This is a genomic window from Luteimicrobium subarcticum (assembly GCF_002798015.1).
Lineage (GTDB): Bacteria > Actinomycetota > Actinomycetes > Actinomycetales > Cellulomonadaceae > Luteimicrobium > Luteimicrobium subarcticum.
The window spans coordinates 107,757-125,597 of sequence record NZ_PGTZ01000011.1 but is presented as its reverse complement, the minus strand read 5'-3'; the positions used below and the strand labels follow the sequence as shown (position 1 = coordinate 125,597).

Below are 17,841 nucleotides of genomic sequence, written 5' to 3'. Positions count from 1 at the left end.
AGGCGGCGCGCAGACCGGGAGAGCAGCGGGTCGGCCGTGCGGCAGACCGCTCAGGTCGTCCCGGTCAGCGGGACTCCTCCGCAGCCTTCGACACCTGCTCGAGCCAGGCACGCCGGGCGTCGAGCGCCGCACGGGCCTCGGACGCCTTGCGGTCGTCCCCGGACTGCTCCGCCGCCGCGAGGTCGGCCTCGAGGCCCGCGATCGCGCTCTCGAGCTGGCTGAGCGCACCCTCGGCGCGGGCCCGCGTCTCGGGGTTCGACCGCGTCCACTCGGCGTCCTCGGCCGAGCGCACGGCCGTCTCGACCGCGCGGAGACGAGCCTCGACCCGCTGGATGTCGGCGCGAGGAACCTTGCCGGCCTCCTCCCACCGGTCGTGGATGTCGCGCAGGGCGGACTTGGCGGCCGCCAGGTCCTTCACGGGCACGAGCTTCTCCGCCTCGGCGAGGAGCTGTTCCTTGACGGCGAGGTTGGCCTCGTACTCCGTGTCGAGTGCGGCGTTCTCCGCGTCACGCGCCTGGAAGAAGGTGTCCTGGGCGGCACGGAAGCGTGCCCACAGGGCGTCGTCGTCCTTGCGGCTGGCACGCCCGGCGGCCTTCCAGCGGGCCATGAGATCGCGGTAGTCCGCCGCGGTGGCCCCCCACTCGGTGCTCGACGAGAGCTTCTCGGCCTCTTCGACGATCGCCGCCTTCACGCTGCGCGCCTCGGAGTTGCGCTGCTCGAGATCGGCGAAGTAGTGCCGGCGGGCCCGGTCGAACGCCGTGCGTGCGTGGCTGAACCGCTTCCAGAGGGCGTCCTCGGTGGGCCGGTCGAGCCGGGGACCGTCGTGCTGCGCGGTCTTCCAGGAGTCCAGGAGGCCGCGGAGCTCCTCGCCGGCCGCCTTCCACTGCACGCGCGCCGGGTCGCTCTCCGCGAGCGCCTCGGCCCGCTCGACGATGGCGGTGCGTGCCTCGACGGCGGCGGTCCGGGCGACCGTCCGCTCCTGGTCGAGCCGCTCGCGGTGCTGGGCGGCGTCGGCGGCGACCTTCTCGACGCCGGCGCGCAGGGCGTCGAGGTCGCCGACGGCGGCGGGCTCGGCGGTCTCCTCGCGGAGCTTGGCGAGGGTGCTGTCGATCTCACGGACGGACAGGTCGCTCTGGTTGAGGCGTGCCTCGAAGAGCGAGACCTTGGCCTGCAGGTCGAGGTAGCGGCGGATGTACAGGCTGAGCGCCTGCTCGTCGTCGACGCCGGGGAACTGGCCGACCGCGCGCTCGCCCGCGTTCTCGCGGACGTAGACCGTGCCGTCCTCGTCGACGCGCCCGAACGTGGTGGCGGTGGCGATCGCGGCGGTGTCGTCGACCACCGGCAGGGGAGCGACATCGTGGTGCGGCACCGGTGCGGGAGCGGCGTCGGCGTCGTTCCCGGTGGTCGCGGGAGCAGCGGGTCGGGGGCCGGGGCGCGGTCCCGGGCGGGGGCCGGGGCGCGGCGCGGGTCGGGGGGCGGGCGCCGGGGCGGCGCTCTCCTCGGGCTCGACGGCCGGCTCAGGCTCGGGCTCGGGGGTGTCGGTCTCGACCTCGGGCGCCGCGGGTGCCGTCGCTGCCTCGTCGGGGGTGACGGTCTCGACCGTCTCCTCGGGGGCCTGCTCCGGGCTGGGATGCGTCTCGCTCACGGCGTCTCCACTCCTGCTTGGTGACCCGCCGCAGCACGTGCCGGTGGGCCATCGACGGTCCGGCGGGTGCCGGACGAAGGACTCGGCCGATCCTCGCAAGGCACGGCCGTCAGCCAGTCTAGGCAGGCAGGACCGTTCGGCACCGAGCGAAATCGCGCTGCGCGGCGCATTCGCGTAACGATCCGATCACGGCGTGGCCCGTGAGAAGGTGCGGGCATGGACGACGGGGACGCGGTGGCGCAGAACGACGACGGGGTGCAGGGTGGCGCTCCCGTGCGGGTGCACGGTGTGGTCTCACCGGTCTTCGGCGCGACGTGCTACGTGGTCGCGGCGCGCGGTGCGAGGGGGGCGGCGACGGTCGTCGTGGACCCGGGCGTGGGTGTCGCGGAGCGTGTGCTCGAGCTCGTCGACGCCGACGGTCTGGACGTGCGCGCGGTCCTGGTCACGCACGGGCACCCGGACCACACGTGGGACGCGGGGACGCTGTGCGCGGCACTGGACGTCCCGCTCGTGGTGCACGCGGACGACGAGGCCGCGGCGGTCGCACCGCCGGCGGCGCTGACGGGGGCCGGTCCTGGCTCGGCCGCGGCGGCGGTCGGGGGAGCGTTCGCCGCCGCGTTCGCCGCGTCGGGCGCCGGCCCCGCGGTCCCGGTGTCCCGCACGGTCGTGCTGGACGGTCCGGTGACGCTGCGCTACGACGACCTGGTCGTCGAGGTGCTGCCCGCGCCGGGGCACACGCCCGGGTCGGTGCTGCTGCGCGTCGGTGACGTCGTCCTCACCGGCGACGTGCTGTTCGCCGGGACCGTGGGGCGGACCGACCTGCCGGGCGGCGACGGGGACCGCATGACGGCCACGCTGCGGGACGTCGTCCGCGGCCTCGACCCGCGGTGGACGGTGCTGCCGGGGCACGGACCGGAGACGACGGTGGCGCGTGAGCTCGCCGCCAACCCGTTCCTGCGTCCGTAGGGGCGCCACCGGACGACCGGGCTGCGAAATGCGCGCGCAGGGGTCGTCCGAGGTCTGGGAGGATCGTCCCCATGGCACGACCCACCCCTCTGTCAGGTTTTCCCGAATGGCTCCCCGCGGGACGCGTCGTCGAGCAGCACGTGCTCGACACGTTGCGGCGCACCTTCGAGCTGCACGGCTTCGCGGGCATCGAGACCCGCGCGGTCGAGCCCCTCGACCAGCTGCTGCGCAAGGGGGAGACCTCCAAGGAGGTCTACGTCCTGCGCCGGCTGCAGGAGGAGGCCGGTAGCGACTCCGACACCGCTGCGGCGGAGGGGTCGACCCGGGGTGAGAAGCAGCTCGGGCTCCACTTCGACCTGACCGTGCCGTTCGCGCGGTACGTGCTGGAGAACGCGGGGCACCTGGCCTTCCCGTTCAAGCGCTACCAGATCCAGAAGGTGTGGCGGGGCGAGCGGCCGCAGGACGGCCGGTTCCGCGAGTTCGTGCAGGCCGACATCGACGTCGTGGGCGCGGGCGAGCTGCCGTACCACTTCGAGGTCGAGCTGCCGCTCGTCATGGCGGAGGCGTTGGGTGCGCTGCGCGAGATCGGGGTACCGCCCGTCCGCATCCTGGTGAACAACCGCAAGGTCGCCGAGGGCTTCTACCGCGGGCTCGGGCTGGACGATGTCGAGGCGGTGCTGCGGAGCATCGACAAGCTCGACAAGATCGGGCGGGACGCGGTCGCCGGGCTCCTCGTCGCCGAGGCCGGCGCCACGGCCGAGCAGGCCGCGGCCTGCCTCGACCTCGCGGCGATCAGCGGGGACGACGCGTCGGTGGTCGACCGTGTCGGCACGCTCGCCGACGCGCACGGTGCCCGCACCGAGCTGCTGGAGACCGGGCTCGCCGAGCTGGGCGCGCTGATCGACGCCGCCGCACGCCGCGCGCCCGGCGTGGTCGTCGCCGACCTCAAGATCGCGCGCGGCCTCGACTACTACACGGGGTCCGTCTACGAGACCGTGCTCGTCGGCCACGAGCAGCTCGGGTCGATCTGCTCGGGCGGGCGGTACGACACGCTCGCGTCCGACGGCGCGAACACGTACCCGGGCGTCGGTCTGTCCATCGGGGTCTCGCGGCTCGTGTCGCGGCTGCTGTCTGCCGACCTGGTCCGTGCGACGCGTTCCGTGCCGTCGGCGGTCCTGGTCGCCGTCATGGACGAGACGCACCGCGAGGCGTCCGACGCGGTCGCCGCGGCGCTGCGCGCCCGCGGCATCCCCGTGGACGTCGCGCCGAGCGCCGCGAAGTTCGGCAAGCAGATCCGCTACGCCGACCGGCGCGGCATCCCGTTCGTGTGGTTCCCCGCGGGTGTCACCGCGGACGGCACCGAGACCACCCACCAGGTCAAGGACATCCGCTCGGGCGAGCAGGTCGAGGCCGACCCCGCGACGTGGTCGCCGGCGGACCGCGACCGGTGGCCCTCGGTGGTCGCGGCGGGCTGACGCGCGCGGGCCGGGTGTCGCGCTTGACCGCCGTTCGAACACGTGTTCGAATCAGGTCATGCGATGGGACGGTCAGACCCTCGGCGCCGACGACGGCGCACTGCCCGGGCTGCGGCGCGCCGGGTTCGTCCGCACCGTGCGCACCCCGGAGTTCGCGGGCACGACGTTCCACGAGGTGACGTGCCGGTCGGCGTTGTCGCACGTCCCGGCGGCGTCGCACGTCCCGTTCCGCTGGACGGTCAACCCGATCCGGGGGTGCGGTCACCGCTGCACGTTCTGCTTCGCCCGCGGCACCCACCGGTACCTCGACCTGAACACGGGGGAGGACTTCGACCGGCAGCTCGTGGTGAAGGTCAACCTCGTGGAGGTCCTGCGCGCCGAGCTCGCGCGCCCGTCCTGGCAGCGTGAGCACGTCGCACTCGGCACCAACACCGACCCGTACCAGCGCGCCGAGGGGCGCTACCGGCTCATGCCGGGCGTGATCGACGCGCTCGCGTCGTCTGGCACGCCCTTCTCGATCCTCACGAAGGGCACGCTGCTGCGCCGCGACCTGCCCGCCCTGCAGGACGCGGCGGAGCAGGTGGACGTCGGGGTGGGCGTGTCCATGACGACGCTCGACGAGGAGCTGCACCTGGCCGTCGAGCCGGGCACGCCGTCGCCGCGCGCCCGGCTCGACCTCGTCCGCGCGGTCGTCGACGCGGGGCTGCGCTGCCACGTCATGCTCGCGCCCGTCCTGCCGTGGCTCACGGACTCGACGGCGCACCTGGACGCGATGCTCCGGGAGGTGGCCGCCGCCGGTGCGTCCCGGGTGACCGTCCTGCCGCTGCACCTCCGGTCCGGCGCGCGGGAGTGGTACCTCGAGTGGCTCGCCGGGTACCGGCCCGACCTCGTCGACGGGTACCGGCGGGTCTACGGCGACCGGGCGTACGCGTCGCGCGACTACCAGCGCTGGCTGGCCGACCGTGCTGCGCCACTCGTTCGCAAGCACGGGCTGGACCAGGGCGAGGAACCGGGCCGGCGATGGGGCGTTCGCGAGCGTCCCGCAGGCGGGGAGGCCGTGCACGACCAGCCCGGTGAGCGTCAGCCAGCGCTCTTCTGACGGCCGGAGGAGTGCGCCCGGTCAGTCGTTCGCGAGACGCGCGGGGAAGCCGCCCGTCGCGATCGGTCCCCAGCGGTCGATCGTGATCCGCACGACGGACTTGCCCTGCTCGACCATCGCGGCCCGGTACTCGTCCCAGTCCGGGTGCTCCTTGCCCGCGGCAGCGCGGTAGTACTCGACGAGCGGCTCGACGGAGTCGGGCACGTCCAGCACCTCGGCCGTCCCGTCGACCTGCACCCAGGCGTCGCCGAAGTCGTCGCCGAGCGCGAGGAACGACGCCCGCGGGTCGCGGCGCAGGTTGTGCACCTTCGCGCGTTCCGGATATGTCGAGACGACGACGCGGCGGCCGCGTCGACCCCGAACGTCACCGGGGACAGCTGAGGGGAGCCGTCGGCACGCGCGGTGACGAGGACGCCGTCGTGGCGCGAGCGAAGGAAGTCGACGAGCGCGTCGCGGTCGACGCGGGTGTTCGTGGCGATGGTTCGAGGCATGCGCCCAGCATCGCACCAGTGGGGGGCGCCCCGCCGTGGCGACCGACTAGACTCGGACGGCGCCCACGACACCTGTCCCTCCTCGCAGAGGACGGCCGTCGGCGCGACCCTCACCACCCCGAAAGGACCCTCCGTGCTCCGCACCCACACGGCCGGCTCGTTGCGCGCCGCCGACATCGGTCAGACCGTCACGCTCACGGGCTGGGTGGACCGGCGCCGTGATCACGGGGGAGTGGCCTTCATCGACCTGCGTGACGCGTCGGGTATCGCCCAGGTGGTCATCCGCGACGAGTCGGTGGCGCACCCGCTGCGCGCGGAGTTCGTCCTGCAGGTCACCGGTGAGGTCTCGCAGCGCCCCGAGGGCAACGCGAACCCGAACCTTCCGACTGGCGAGATCGAGGTCGTCGCGCGCGACGTCGTCGTTCTCAACGAGTCCGCGCCGCTGCCGTTCCAGGTCTCGACGGCGCTCGAGGGCACCGAGGTCATCGGCGAGGAGGCGCGTCTCAAGCACCGCTACCTCGACCTGCGTCGTCCGAAGCCCGCGCAGGCCCTGCGCCTGCGCGCCAAGGCCAGCCAGGCCGCCCGTCGCGTGCTCGACGCGCAGGACTTCGTCGAGATCGAGACGCCGACGCTGACCCGTTCGACGCCGGAGGGCGCCCGCGACTTCCTGGTCCCCGCGCGCCTCGCGCCTGGCAGCTGGTACGCGCTGCCGCAGTCGCCGCAGCTCTTCAAGCAGCTCCTCATGGTCTCGGGCATGGAGCGCTACTACCAGATCGCGCGCTGCTACCGCGACGAGGACTTCCGCGCGGACCGTCAGCCCGAGTTCACGCAGCTCGACGTCGAGATGAGCTTCGTCGACCAGGAGGACGTGATCGCGCTCGGCGAGCAGATCCTCGTGGCGCTGTGGGACCTCATCGGCTACAAGATCGAGACGCCGATCCCGCGTATGACGTTCGCCGACGCGATGCGCCTGTACGGCTCGGACAAGCCCGACCTGCGCTTCGGCAACCCGTTGGTCGAGCTCACGGAGTACTTCGCCGAGACGCCGTTCCGCGTGTTCCAGGCGCCGTACGTCGGCGCGGTCGTCATGCCGGGCGGGGCGTCGCAGCCGCGCCGCCAGTTCGACGCGTGGCAGGAGTGGGCGAAGCAGCGCGGCGCCAAGGGCCTCGCGTACGTGACGTTCGCGGACGACGGCACCCTCGGCGGCCCGGTCGCCAAGAACCTGTCCGACGCTGAGCGGGACGGCCTGCGCGAGGCCACCGGCGCGAACCCGGGCGACGCCGTGTTCTTCGCCGCCGGCAAGGTCACCGAGTCGCGCGGACTGCTGGGCGCCGCACGCCTCGAGATCGCCAAGCGCACCGGCATGATCGACGAGGACGCCTGGGCGTTCGTGTGGGTCGTCGACGCCCCCCTGTTCAAGCCGACCGGCGAGGACGACGACGTGGCCGTCGGCGAGGGTGCGTGGACCGCGGTCCACCACGCCTTCACGAGCCCGACCCCGGAGTGGATCGACAGGTTCGAGGAGGACCCGGCGAACGCGCTGGCCTACGCCTACGACATCGTCTGCAACGGGAACGAGATCGGTGGCGGCTCGATCCGTATCCACCGCCGTGACGTCCAGGAGCGCGTCTTCGACGTCATGGGCATCCGGGGAGACGAGGCGCAGGAGAAGTTCGGCTTCCTGCTCGACGCCTTCGCGTTCGGTGCTCCGCCGCACGGCGGCATCGCGTTCGGCTGGGACCGCATCGTCGCGCTGCTCACGCAGTCCGACTCGATCCGCGACGTCATCGCGTTCCCGAAGTCGGGCGGCGGCTTCGACCCGCTGACCGCGGCTCCTGCGCCCATCACGGCACAGCAGCGCAAGGAGGCGGGCGTCGACGCGAAGCCTGCCGCACCGGCGACGAGCGCCCCGGCGCAGCCGGAGGCGTGACCAGCCCGAGACAGGGCCGACGGCCGGCACGGGTGTGCACCCGTTCCTCGAGCACCGCGGTGACGGCCTCGACCTGCTCCGGCGGGTCGAGGCCGTCGGCGCGGTCGTCGACCTGCTGGACGGTCCCCGCGGACCCCTCGCCGTCGGCGTGGGGCAGCCGGACGCCCTCGGTGCCCTGGTCGTGCGCGTGCGCACCGAGGTCCCCCTCGTCCGCGCGGTCCTGACCCGTGGGACGGGCGACGCAGCTCCCGCCGCGGTCGACGGGCTCGGCCCTGCCGCCAACGCGACCAGCTCGCACCGGCCGGGCGACCCGCGTACCTCCCGGTACGGCGTCCGCGCCGAGGGTGTGCGCAGACGCGGTCGAGCGCGGCGCGGTCGTCACCCTCGGGACGTGGTCCGGCAACACCCGGGTGCACTCGCTCTACCGTCGGCTGGCCTTCGAGGTCGGGCACAGCGTGGAGAACTGGGACCTCACGCCTCCTCCGGGCTGATCGGTCCGTCCCAGCTCCACCGCGGCAGGCGGAGGTCGTCGGGGACGTCCGCAGGGCGCTCCCACCCGTGGTTGACGAGGTCGTTGGACCACGCGAACCATCGCGCCAGCGTGTCGTGGAGCCGACGGTCGGTGACACCCACGTCGTCGAGCGCCTCCGCGAAGCACCGACGGACGACCTGGTCGACCGCTTCGTGCGGGCCGTTGCCGCAGTGGCCGCGCACGACGTCGGCGTCCGACCCGTACTGCTCGCGATAGGCGGCGGGTCCGCCGAGCATCTCGCCCCAGAAGGCCGCTAGCCGGACCACGTGCTCCGAGTCGGGCGCCTCTTCCGCGAACGCGGGCGCGGCGACCGGGTCGGCCACGCACCGGTCGTGCCAGGCCTGCGCGAGCGCCAGCATCGTGGCCGTGCCGCCCGCTGCGTCGAACACCGTGCCGTGGCCGCGGTCGTCGACAGGTCCCTCCCAGCCCCAGCGGGCCAGACGCAGGTCCTCGGGGACGTCTCGCGAATGCTCCCAGCCGTGGTTCACGAGCTCGTTCGACCACGCGAACCACCGGGTGAGGCTGTCCCGGAGGGCGGGGTCGTCCGGGAGCTCGGCGTCGTCCATCGCGGCGACGAAGCATCGGAGCGCGGCGGCGTCGAGCGTGTCGTGGGGCCCGTTGCCCGAGTGGGTCCGGACGATGTCGGCCTCCGTGCCGAGCGACGCGGTGTAGTCCGGCGGGCCGCCCAGCATCTCGCCCCAGTAGGCGGCGAGCCGCTGCGCGTGGTGCGGGTGCAGCGTCTGACGCGTGAACGGGTGCGACGCCTCCGGGTCGGCGACGCACCGGGCGTGCCAGGCGCGTGCGAGCGCGAGCACCGCCGGCGCACCGCCGACGGCGTCGAACACGCTGCCGCGGTGCTCGGCGTCCACGGGACAGACGCTACGCCCGTTCGGCGATCCGGTCAGCCGCGCAGCCCGCGCACCGCGGTGTGGTCGGTGATGCGCCGCAGGAACCGGGGCGCCCACCAGTTCGCCCGTCCGAGGACGGTCATCGTCGCGGGGACGAGGAGCATCCGGACGATCGTCGCGTCGATGATCACGGCGATCGCGAGCGCGAACCCGATCTCCTTCGTCACCAGCAGCTTGCCGGCGGCGAACCCGGCGAACACGACCACGATGATGAGGGCCGCGCTCGTGATGATGCGGCCCGACCGCTGCAGGCCGAGCTGAACGGCTTCGCGGGTCGGCACGCCGGAGTCGTGGATCTCCTTGATGCGCGAGATGAGGAAGACCTCGTAGTCCATCGCGAGCCCGAACGCGAACGCGACGACGAGCGCGACCACGTAGATCTCGATGCCGCCGGCGCTCGTGAACCCGAGCAGGCCGGACAGGTGACCCTCCTGGAACACCCACACCAGCACACCGAGCGACGCGAACAGGGAGATCGCGTTGGTCAGGAGTGCCTTGACCGGCAGCACGACGGACCCGGTCATGAGGAACAGCAGCACGAGCGTGGCGACCGCGACGATGCCGACGGCCCACCACACGCGGTCCCCGAGCGCCGTCGCGAAGTCGATCTGCCCCGCTGCCTGCCCGATGACGTAGTAGGTCGCGGTCGTGCCGTCGTCCCGGAGCGCGCGTGCGGCGTGGACGACGTCGACGACCTCCTGGGCCCCGGGGTCGGTGGCCTCGGTCCGCACCCCCAGGAGCGTGACGTCGCCGGCGGTCTGCGGGGCGTCGACCGACGTGACGCCGTCGATCTCGGCGAGCTGCGTGGCGAGCGCCTTCGCGTCGTCCGCGGAGCCGACCACGACGACCTGGACCTCGGGGCTGCGGGCGCCCGGGTACTGCTCGGAGAGCGCTGAGACGAACTGCCGCGGCTCGGACGACGTGGGCAGCAGCTCGATGCCGGAGTTGCGCAGCTGGAGCCCGAGCGCGGGTGCCGCGAGGAGTCCGAGCACCGCGAGGCAGCCGACCATCACGAGCAGCGGGTGCCGCTGGACGCGCCCGGCGAGACGCGAGAAGACCCCGTGGTCGGACGTCACGTCGGACGTGCGGCGCAGGACGGAACGGATCCCGGGGATGCGACCGAGCACGCCGGGGCGCGCGAGCCGCGTCCCGCTCATGGCGAGCAGGGACGGGACGAGGGTGAGCGCGCTGGCGACCGCGAGGAGGATCACGGCGGTCCCCGCGATGCCGATCGCGCGCATGAGCTCCGGCTTGAACACGGCGAGCGACGCGACCGAGATCGCGACCGTCACGGCGGAGAAGGCGACGGTCTTCCCGGCGGTCTCGAGGGTCGCGACGAGCGCGTCGCGCACCGGGCTCGCGCGGCGGCGCGTGCGGGGGGTGTCGTCGTCGGCGAGCCGCCGCGCGATCTCCTCGCGGAACCGGGAGACGACGAGCAGCCCGTAGTCGATCGAGAGGCCGATCCCGAGCACGGTGACGACGTTGATGACGGTCGCGTCGACGTCCATGAACGTCGTCATGGCGTACAGCACGCCGAAGCCGGTGCCGATGGACGCGAGCGCCCCCACGATCGGCATCGACGCGGCGAGGAAGCCGCCGAAGACCAGCACCATGATGACGAGCGCGACGGGCAGCGCGACGGCCTCGCCGGTGCGCAGGTCGTCCTCGAGCTGCTGCGTGATGGCGCTGACCGTCAGGTTGTCGTTGCCGACGAGCAGGGTCGCGTCCGGGGCGACGTCCGCGAGGTCCGTGCCGGTGTCGCGCAGCCGGTCGACGACGGCGTCGCGGGCCGCCGCACGCTCGTCCGGGGTGAGCCCGTCGGCGAGGTCGACCACGACGATGAAGCCGTCCTTGTCGCGCGCGATGAGCGGTCTGGCGGCGGGCGACGACGCGCCGTCGGGCAGCACGAACGGGTCGATGACGCTGTCGACGCCGGGGATGGCCTGCAGGTCGTCGTGCAGGCCCGACAGGGCGGTGCCCATGCCCTTGGTCGTGGGTGGGGCGTTGCCGACGAGGAGCGTGACGGAACCGCCGTCGGCGCTGTGCTCGTTCAGCAGCGCGGCGCCCTGCGCGCTCTCGGACCCGGCGACCTCGGGCGCACCGGAGTCGACGCGGTCGAACAGCGCCCCACCGCCGCCCACGCCGAGCGTCGCGAGGAGGTAGCACCCCACGGCGACGACGAGCCAGACGAACAGGGTGCGCCGGGGGCGGCGGGCGACGAGACGGCCGAGTCTTGCGAACACGAGGGTCAGCATCCCAGATCCGCGGGGGCGGGCGGGACCCCGCGGCGGTGCGGGGATGTCGTCCGCGGTGCGTACGCTCGAGGCGTGGACGTGCTCGGTGACCTCTTCGACGCGTCGGCGCGCGACACGTCGGGGCTCCCGGCGGTGCCGGCGTCGGCGCCCCTCGCAGTGCGCATGCGCCCCCGTGACCTGGGCGAGGTCGTCGGACAGGCGCACCTGCTGCGCCCCGGGTCGCCGTTGCGGCGCCTGGTCGAGCCCGCGGACGCGTCCCGCGCGGCGCCGTCGTCCGTCGTGCTGTGGGGACCGCCCGGAACGGGCAAGACGACGCTCGCCTACCTGGTGGCCCGGTCGTCCGGGCGCCGGTTCGTGGAGCTGTCGGCGGTGACGGCAGGCGTCAAGGAGGTGCGGACGGTCGTCGAGGACGCGCGCCGGCGGCTGGTCGCGGGCGGCGAGGAGACCGTCCTGTTCGTGGACGAGGTGCACCGGTTCTCGAAGACGCAGCAGGACGCGCTCCTGCCGAGCGTCGAGAACCGGTGGGTGACGCTCGTCGCGGCGACGACGGAGAACCCGAGCTTCTCGGTGAACGCGCCGCTGCTGTCCCGCTCGCTTCTGCTGACGCTCGAGCCGCTCACCGGCGACGACGTGCGGGCGCTCGTCGAACGGGCCGTGGTGGACGAGCGCGGCCTGGGGGCAGCGGTGACGCTCGACGACGACGCGCTCGACCACCTGCTGCGGGTCGCGGGCGGTGACGCGCGCAAGGCGCTCACGGTCCTCGAGGCGGCGGCGGGCGCCGCACTGTCGGACGACGGGTCGCGCGCGTCCTCGGGGGCCACCGGCGACGTCCCGATGGTGGACGTCCCCACGATGGAGCGGGCGATCGACGTCGCGGCGGTCCGGTACGACCGGGACGGCGACCAGCACTACGACGTCGTGTCGGCGTTCATCAAGTCGATCCGTGGCTCCGACGTCGACGCCGCGCTGCACTACCTGGCACGCATGGTCGCGGCGGGCGAGGACCCGCGCTTCATCGCGCGCCGCCTGGTGATCTCGGCGGCCGAGGACGTCGGCATGGCCGACCCGTCGGCGCTGCAGACCGCTGTCGCGGCCGCCCAGGCGGTCCAGCTCATCGGCATGCCGGAAGGACGAATCGTCCTCGCGGAGGCCGTCGTGCACCTGGCGACGGCGCCGAAGTCGAACGCCGCGTACCTGAGCGTGGACGCCGCGCTGGCGGACGTCCGGGCGGGGCGCATCGGTGTCGTGCCCGCGCACCTGCGCGACGCGCACTACGCCGGCGCCGAGAAGCTCGGGCACGGCGGCGGGTACGTGTACGCGCACGACGCCCCGCACGCGGTGGCGGCGCAGCAGTACCTTCCCGACGAGCTGGCCGGCCGGCGCTACTACACGCCCACCGACCGGGGATACGAGCGGGCCGTGGGGGAGCGGGTCGAGCGCGTGCGGCAGATCCTGCGGGGTGCGGGCGGGGCCGGGGAGACCGGCTCGCGGGACTGAGGAGAGACCTCGCTCTGGTAGGCTAGGGGGGTTGTCCCGCGTGGACGACCGATGCATGATCCTTTGCATCAACCCTGGGACCTCGGCCCTGCGGCACCTGCCAGAACCTCTCTCTCGCCCGGCGTGAGCAGCGGTCTGGAGCGGGAGCCCGTCGGCTGGTCCAGCACCGGGCGCGTGACGTGCCCGGCTGCGACGTTCAGATTCCACGACAGGAAGAGAAGGAACCACCGTGTCCTCTGTGACCCGTTCGCGCCGTCAGGTGCGTCTGAGCCGTGCGCTCGGCATCGCCCTGACCCCGAAGGCCGTCAAGCACTTCGAGAAGCGCCCCTACCCGCCCGGCGAGCACGGCCGCGCCCGCCGCCGCACCGAGTCCGACTACGCGGTCCGTCTGCGCGAGAAGCAGCGTCTGCGTGCGCAGTACGCGCTCCGCGAGAAGCAGATGGCTCGTGCGTACGAGGAGGCCCGCAAGGACAAGGGTCTGACCGGTGAGGCGCTCGTCGAGAACCTCGAGACCCGTCTCGACGCCCTCGTGCTGCGCTCCGGCTTCGCCCGCACCATCCTGCAGGCGCGCCAGGCCGTGACCCACCGTCACATCCTCGTCGACGGCAAGATCGTCGACCGCCCCTCCTTCAAGGTGAAGCCGGGCCAGACCCTCCAGGTCAAGCCGAAGAGCCAGGCCACCACGCCGTTCCAGGTCGCCGCTGCCGGTGCCCACCGCGACGTGCTCCCGGCGGTCCCGGGCTACCTCGAGGTCCAGCTCGAGAAGCTGTCGTCGCAGCTGGTGCGCCGCCCCAAGCGCGCCGAGGTCCCCGTGACCTGCGAGGTCCAGCTGGTCGTCGAGTACTACGCCCGCTGACGTCCTCGTCGCCCGCGACGGACGCCCCGCCGCAGCCTGCCGTCCTGGTGGTGCTGCGCGGGGCGTTCGTGCGTCCGGGTAAGGTTCCGCAAGGGTCCGTGCGGCTGCTCGGAGCCCGGCCACGCAGAGATGAGGGAGCACATGTCCGTCGGTGACGTCGCAGGGTTGATCGCCGCGATCGCGTTCGTCCTGCTGGTCGGTGTGCTCGCGCTGCCGCTGCTCAAGCTCGGCAAGGTCTTCGACGAGACCCGGTCGTCGGTCAAGCAGCTCACCGACCACTCCCTGCCGATCCTCGACGAGGCCGCCACGGCGCTCACGTCCGCCAACGGCCAGCTCGAGAAGGTCGACGTCGTCACGACGGCCGCCGCGCAGGTCTCCGAGAACGTCTCCGCGCTCACCGCGCTGTATGCGGCGACGGTCGGCCGACCCCTCGTCAAGGTCGCGGCGTTCAGCTACGGCGTGCGGCGTGCCTTCGCAACGGCCTCGGGTCGGCGTACGGCGTCGGCGTCGACCACGTCCGAGCGTGCCGGCGGCGTGCGGTGAGGCGCCTCTTCTGGGTGGGCGTGGGAGTCGTCGTGACCGTGGTCGTCGTGCGCGAGGGCCGCAAGGTCGTGCGGCGCTACGCCCCGACGCACCTCGTCGACCAGGCGGGCGACCGGCTCGGCGACGCCCAGGAGCGGGCGCGCGGCTTCGTCGCCACGTTCGCCGACGAGTTCCGTGTCGCACGCGCCGAACGGGAGGCCGAGCTCGAGGCGATGCTCCTCGCCGACGGCCAGCCCGACCCCGCCGCGGTCCGTGCTGCCCAGGCCCGGGGAGCGCGTCCCGGAGCTGCCTTCCACGCGCCCGACGAGGCCGACCTGCCGCAGGACCCGGACGACCCCGACAGCGGTTACGCGTTCTTCTGAGCGCGACCCGCCCCTGACTGCCAGAGCACTGAACTCCTGAACTCCTGAACTCCTGAACTCCTGAAGGACACCATGCGCACCGCCGAGATCCGCAAGCGTTGGCTCGACTACTTCGAGTCGAAGGACCACGCCATCGTGCCCAGCGTCCCGCTGGTGTCGCCGGACCCCTCGATCCTGTTCACGATCGCGGGCATGGTCCCGTTCATCCCGTACATCCTGGGGTCGCAGGAGGCGCCCTGGCCGCGCGCCGCGAGCGTGCAGAAGTGCATCCGGACGAACGACATCGACAACGTCGGGCGCACGACGCGCCACGGCACGTTCTTCCAGATGAACGGGAACTTCTCGTTCGGCGACTACTTCAAGCAGGAGGCCATCGCCTTCGCGTGGGAGCTCCTGACGACCTCGCAGGCCGAGGGCGGGTACGGCTTCGACGGGTCGCGCCTCTGGGTCACGATCTGGGACCAGGACGACGAGTCGTACGACGCGCTCACGAAGGGCATCGGCTTCGACCCGTCGCGGATCGTCCGCCTGCCCCGCGGCGAGATCTTCTGGGACACGGGCCAGCCGGGCCCGGCCGGCCCGTGCGCGGAGTGGCACTACGACCGCGGCCCGGAGTTCGGCCCCGAGGCGCTGCGCGGCGCGGTGCCCGAGTGGCCGGGCGACCCGCGCGCCGAGGACCGCTACATCGAGATCTGGAACCTGGTGTTCGACCAGTTCCTGCGCGGCGAGGGCACGGGCAAGGACTACCCGCTCCTCGGCGAGCTCGAGCACAAGAGCATCGACACGGGTGCGGGCCTCGAGCGCGTCGCCTACCTCCTGCAGGACAAGCAGAACCTGTACGAGATCGACGAGGTCTTCCCCGTCATCGAGCGCGTGCAGGAGCTCAGCGGACGCCGCTACGGCGCGGACCACGAGGACGACGTGCGCATGCGCGTCATCGCGGACCACGTCCGCTCGGCCCTCATGGTGATCGGCGACGGCGTCCGGCCGTCGAACGAGGGCCGCGGGTACGTGCTGCGCCGGCTGATCCGCCGTGCCGTGCGGTCCGTGCGCCTGCTGGGCGTCGACGAGGTGGCGCTGCCGTCGCTGCTGCCCGTCTCCATGGAGGCGATGAAGGCGTCCTACCCCGAGGTCGAGACCGACTTCCGTCGCATCAGCGACGTCGCGTACGCGGAGGAGGAGGCGTTCCGGCGCACGCTCGCGCAGGGCACGACGATCCTCGACACCGCGGTCCGTCGCGCGAAGAGCTCCGCGGGCGCCGGAGGTGCGCTGCTCGGCGGCTCGGAGGCGTTCGCGCTGCACGACACGTACGGCTTCCCGATCGACCTGACGCTGGAGATGGCGGCCGAGCAGGGTGTCGCGGTCGACGAGAAGGCGTTCCGCGACCTCATGGCCGAGCAGAAGCGCCGCGCGCGCGCCGACGCGCTCGCCAAGAAGACGGGCCACGCCGACCTGCGTGCCTACGAGGCGATCGACAAGGAGCTCACAGCTCCCGTCGAGTTCCTCGGGTACACCGACTTGACGGCCCCGGTGCGCGTCGTGGGTCTGCTCGTCGACGGCGTGCCCGCGCCCACGGCGAACGCGCCCGCGGACGTCGAGGTCGTGCTGGACCGCACCCCGTTCTACGCCGAGGCCGGCGGTCAGCTCGCCGACCAGGGCACGATCGTCCTCGACGGCGGCGCGACGGTCGAGGTCGACGACGTCCAGCGGCCGGTGAAGGGACTGTCGGTGCACCGCGGTCGCCTGGTCGAGGGCACCGTGACGCTCGAGGACTGCGGCACCGCGGAGATCGACAGGGCCCGCCGCAAGGCGATCAGCCGCGCCCACTCGGCGACGCACATGATCCACAAGGCGCTCCACGAGATCGTCGGCCCGGACCGCACGCAGGCGGGGTCGGAGAACGCGCCGAGCCGCGTGCGCTTCGACTTCCGCTCGCCGGGTGCGGTGCCTTCGTCCGCCCTCGCCGAGATCGAGGAGCGCGTCAACGAGCAGCTCGCCGAGAACCTCGACGTCACCGACCAGGTCATGCCGATCGCGGAGGCCCGCGAGCTCGGTGCCATGGCCCTGTTCGGCGAGAAGTACGGCGACCGTGTGCGCGTGGTCTCCATCGGCGGCGACTGGTCGCGCGAGCTGTGCGCCGGCACGCACGTCCAGCAGTCGGGGCAGATCGGCCGTGTCGCACTGCTCGGTGAGGCGTCCGTCGGGTCGGGTGTCCGGCGTGTCGAGGCGCTCGTCGGCGACGGCGCGTACGGCTTCCAGGCCAAGGAGCACGCGCTCGTCGGGCAGCTGACCCAGATCCTGGGCGCGCGCCCGGACGAGCTGGGGGAGCGGGTGTCCTCGCTCGTCTCGCGCCTCAAGGACGTCGAGAAGGAGCTCGCCGGCGTGCGCCAGGCGCAGCTGCTCGCTGCGGCCGGCACGCTCGCCGGTTCCGCGGTGGACGCGGAGGGCGTCCGGGTCGTGACGCACGACGCCGGTGACGTGGCGTCCGCGGACGACCTGCGAGCCCTCGTGCTCGACGTGCGGTCCCGCCTGGGCGACTCCGCGCCGGCCGCCGTCGCGGTCGCGGGGACGAGCAAGGGTCGACCGGTCGTCGTGGTCGCGACCAACGCGGGCGCCCGTGACGCCGGCGTGAAGGCGGGTGCGCTCGTGCGCGCCGCGTCGGGCGTGCTCGGCGGCGGCGGGGGCGGCAAGGACGACCTGGCCCAGGGCGGCGGCACCGACGCGGGCGCCGTGCCTGCCGCGCTGCAGGCCGTCGTGGACGCGGTGGCGACCCGGTCGTGACGGACGGCATCGAACGCGGACCGCGGCTGGCGCTCGACGTCGGCTCGGTGCGCGTCGGGGTCGCGGTGAGCGACCCCGACGGGCTCGTCGCGACACCCGTCGAGACGCTCGCACGCGACATGGCCGGCGCGACCGACGTCGCGCGTGTCGTGGACGAGGTACGCGAGCGCGGTGCACGTGTTGTGTACGTCGGGCTGCCGCGGCACCTGTCGGGGGCCGAGGGTGCCGCCGCCGCCTCGGCCCGCGAGTACGCTGTCCAGGTTGCCCGCGCGGTCGCGCCGGTCCCGGTGCACCTCGTCGACGAACGGATGTCGACGGTCAGCGCGCACCGGTCCATGCAGGCCGCGGGTCGACCCGGCCGCAAGCAGCGGTCTGTGGTCGACCAGGTGGCGGCGGTTATCATCCTCCAAGGTGCCCTCGACGCGGAGCGTCGTGCCGGTGCCCGCACGGGGGAGCTCGTCACGACATAGCGTCCCGACGCCGGACGCCCGACAAGGCAGG

At 73.2% G+C, this 17,841-nt stretch carries 13 protein-coding genes and 1 pseudogene; 10 read left to right on the top strand and 4 right to left on the bottom strand.

Annotated elements, in window-relative coordinates; translation table 11 throughout:
* Positions 1 to 64: 64 nt before the first annotated feature.
* Positions 65 to 1,645, bottom strand: a complete 1,581-nt coding sequence (locus tag CLV34_RS14025) for a DUF349 domain-containing protein (RefSeq protein ID WP_245859246.1) — start codon at positions 1,643 to 1,645, stop codon at positions 65 to 67.
* Between the two features lie 216 nt (positions 1,646 to 1,861).
* Between CLV34_RS14025 and CLV34_RS14020 the strand changes: the two genes are divergently transcribed.
* The 3 genes from CLV34_RS14020 (at position 1,862) to CLV34_RS14010 (ending at position 5,185) form a co-directional block, all read left to right on the top strand.
* On the top strand, positions 1,862 to 2,611 hold the full coding sequence (locus CLV34_RS14020) for an MBL fold metallo-hydrolase (protein WP_170044699.1): 750 nt from the start codon (positions 1,862 to 1,864) through the stop codon (positions 2,609 to 2,611).
* Between the two features lie 71 nt (positions 2,612 to 2,682).
* A complete protein-coding gene (gene hisS / locus CLV34_RS14015; RefSeq protein ID WP_100350925.1) occupies positions 2,683 to 4,086 on the top strand; it encodes a histidine--tRNA ligase in 1,404 nt (467 codons plus the stop codon).
* A gap of 58 nt (positions 4,087 to 4,144) precedes the next feature.
* Positions 4,145 to 5,185 carry an Rv2578c family radical SAM protein gene (locus tag CLV34_RS14010; protein ID WP_100350924.1) on the top strand — a complete coding sequence of 347 codons (1,041 nt, stop codon included), beginning with the start codon at positions 4,145 to 4,147 and terminating at the stop codon, positions 5,183 to 5,185.
* A gap of 21 nt (positions 5,186 to 5,206) precedes the next feature.
* On the opposite strand, the pseudogene CLV34_RS14005 reads toward CLV34_RS14010, so the two are convergent.
* Positions 5,207 to 5,676, bottom strand: a pseudogene (locus CLV34_RS14005) (PPOX class F420-dependent oxidoreductase).
* 133 nt (positions 5,677 to 5,809) lie between these two features.
* Here CLV34_RS14005 and aspS point away from each other — a divergent pair.
* Positions 5,810 to 7,606, top strand: a complete 1,797-nt coding sequence (gene aspS, locus CLV34_RS14000) for an aspartate--tRNA ligase (protein ID WP_100350923.1) — start codon at positions 5,810 to 5,812, stop codon at positions 7,604 to 7,606.
* A gap of 471 nt (positions 7,607 to 8,077) precedes the next feature.
* On the opposite strand, the gene CLV34_RS13990 is transcribed toward aspS, so the two are convergent.
* The gene (locus tag CLV34_RS13990; protein ID WP_170044697.1) at positions 8,078 to 9,007 is read right to left on the bottom strand and encodes a globin domain-containing protein; all 930 of its coding nucleotides are present in this window, start codon (positions 9,005 to 9,007) and stop codon (positions 8,078 to 8,080) included.
* 32 nt (positions 9,008 to 9,039) lie between these two features.
* On the bottom strand, positions 9,040 to 11,301 hold the full coding sequence (locus tag CLV34_RS13980; protein ID WP_100350921.1) for an MMPL family transporter: 2,262 nt from the start codon (positions 11,299 to 11,301) through the stop codon (positions 9,040 to 9,042).
* A 78-nt stretch (positions 11,302 to 11,379) separates the two neighbouring features.
* Here CLV34_RS13980 and CLV34_RS13975 point away from each other — a divergent pair, with 78 nt between their 5' ends.
* The 6 genes from CLV34_RS13975 to ruvX all read left to right on the top strand — a co-directional run bounded on the left by CLV34_RS13975 (position 11,380) and on the right by ruvX (position 17,810).
* Complete coding sequence (locus tag CLV34_RS13975; RefSeq protein ID WP_100351026.1) at positions 11,380 to 12,798, top strand: replication-associated recombination protein A; 1,419 nt, start codon at positions 11,380 to 11,382, stop codon at positions 12,796 to 12,798.
* 229 nt (positions 12,799 to 13,027) lie between these two features.
* On the top strand, positions 13,028 to 13,654 hold the full coding sequence (gene rpsD, locus CLV34_RS13970; RefSeq protein WP_100350920.1) for a 30S ribosomal protein S4: 627 nt from the start codon (positions 13,028 to 13,030) through the stop codon (positions 13,652 to 13,654).
* Positions 13,655 to 13,795: 141 nt separating this feature from the next.
* The gene (locus tag CLV34_RS13965) at positions 13,796 to 14,197 is read left to right on the top strand and encodes a DUF948 domain-containing protein (protein ID WP_100350919.1); all 402 of its coding nucleotides are present in this window, start codon (positions 13,796 to 13,798) and stop codon (positions 14,195 to 14,197) included.
* Between the two features lie 32 nt (positions 14,198 to 14,229).
* Entirely contained in the window at positions 14,230 to 14,559 is a 330-nt protein-coding gene (locus tag CLV34_RS13960) for a hypothetical protein (protein ID WP_157803863.1), read from the top strand.
* Between the two features lie 72 nt (positions 14,560 to 14,631).
* Entirely contained in the window at positions 14,632 to 17,340 is a 2,709-nt protein-coding gene (alaS, locus tag CLV34_RS13955) for an alanine--tRNA ligase (RefSeq protein ID WP_100350917.1), read from the top strand.
* Entirely contained in the window at positions 17,337 to 17,810 is a 474-nt protein-coding gene (gene ruvX / locus CLV34_RS13950; RefSeq protein ID WP_100350916.1) for a Holliday junction resolvase RuvX, read from the top strand. The genes alaS and ruvX overlap by 4 nt, the downstream gene beginning before the upstream one ends.
* The last annotated feature ends 31 nt before the right edge of the window (positions 17,811 to 17,841 follow it).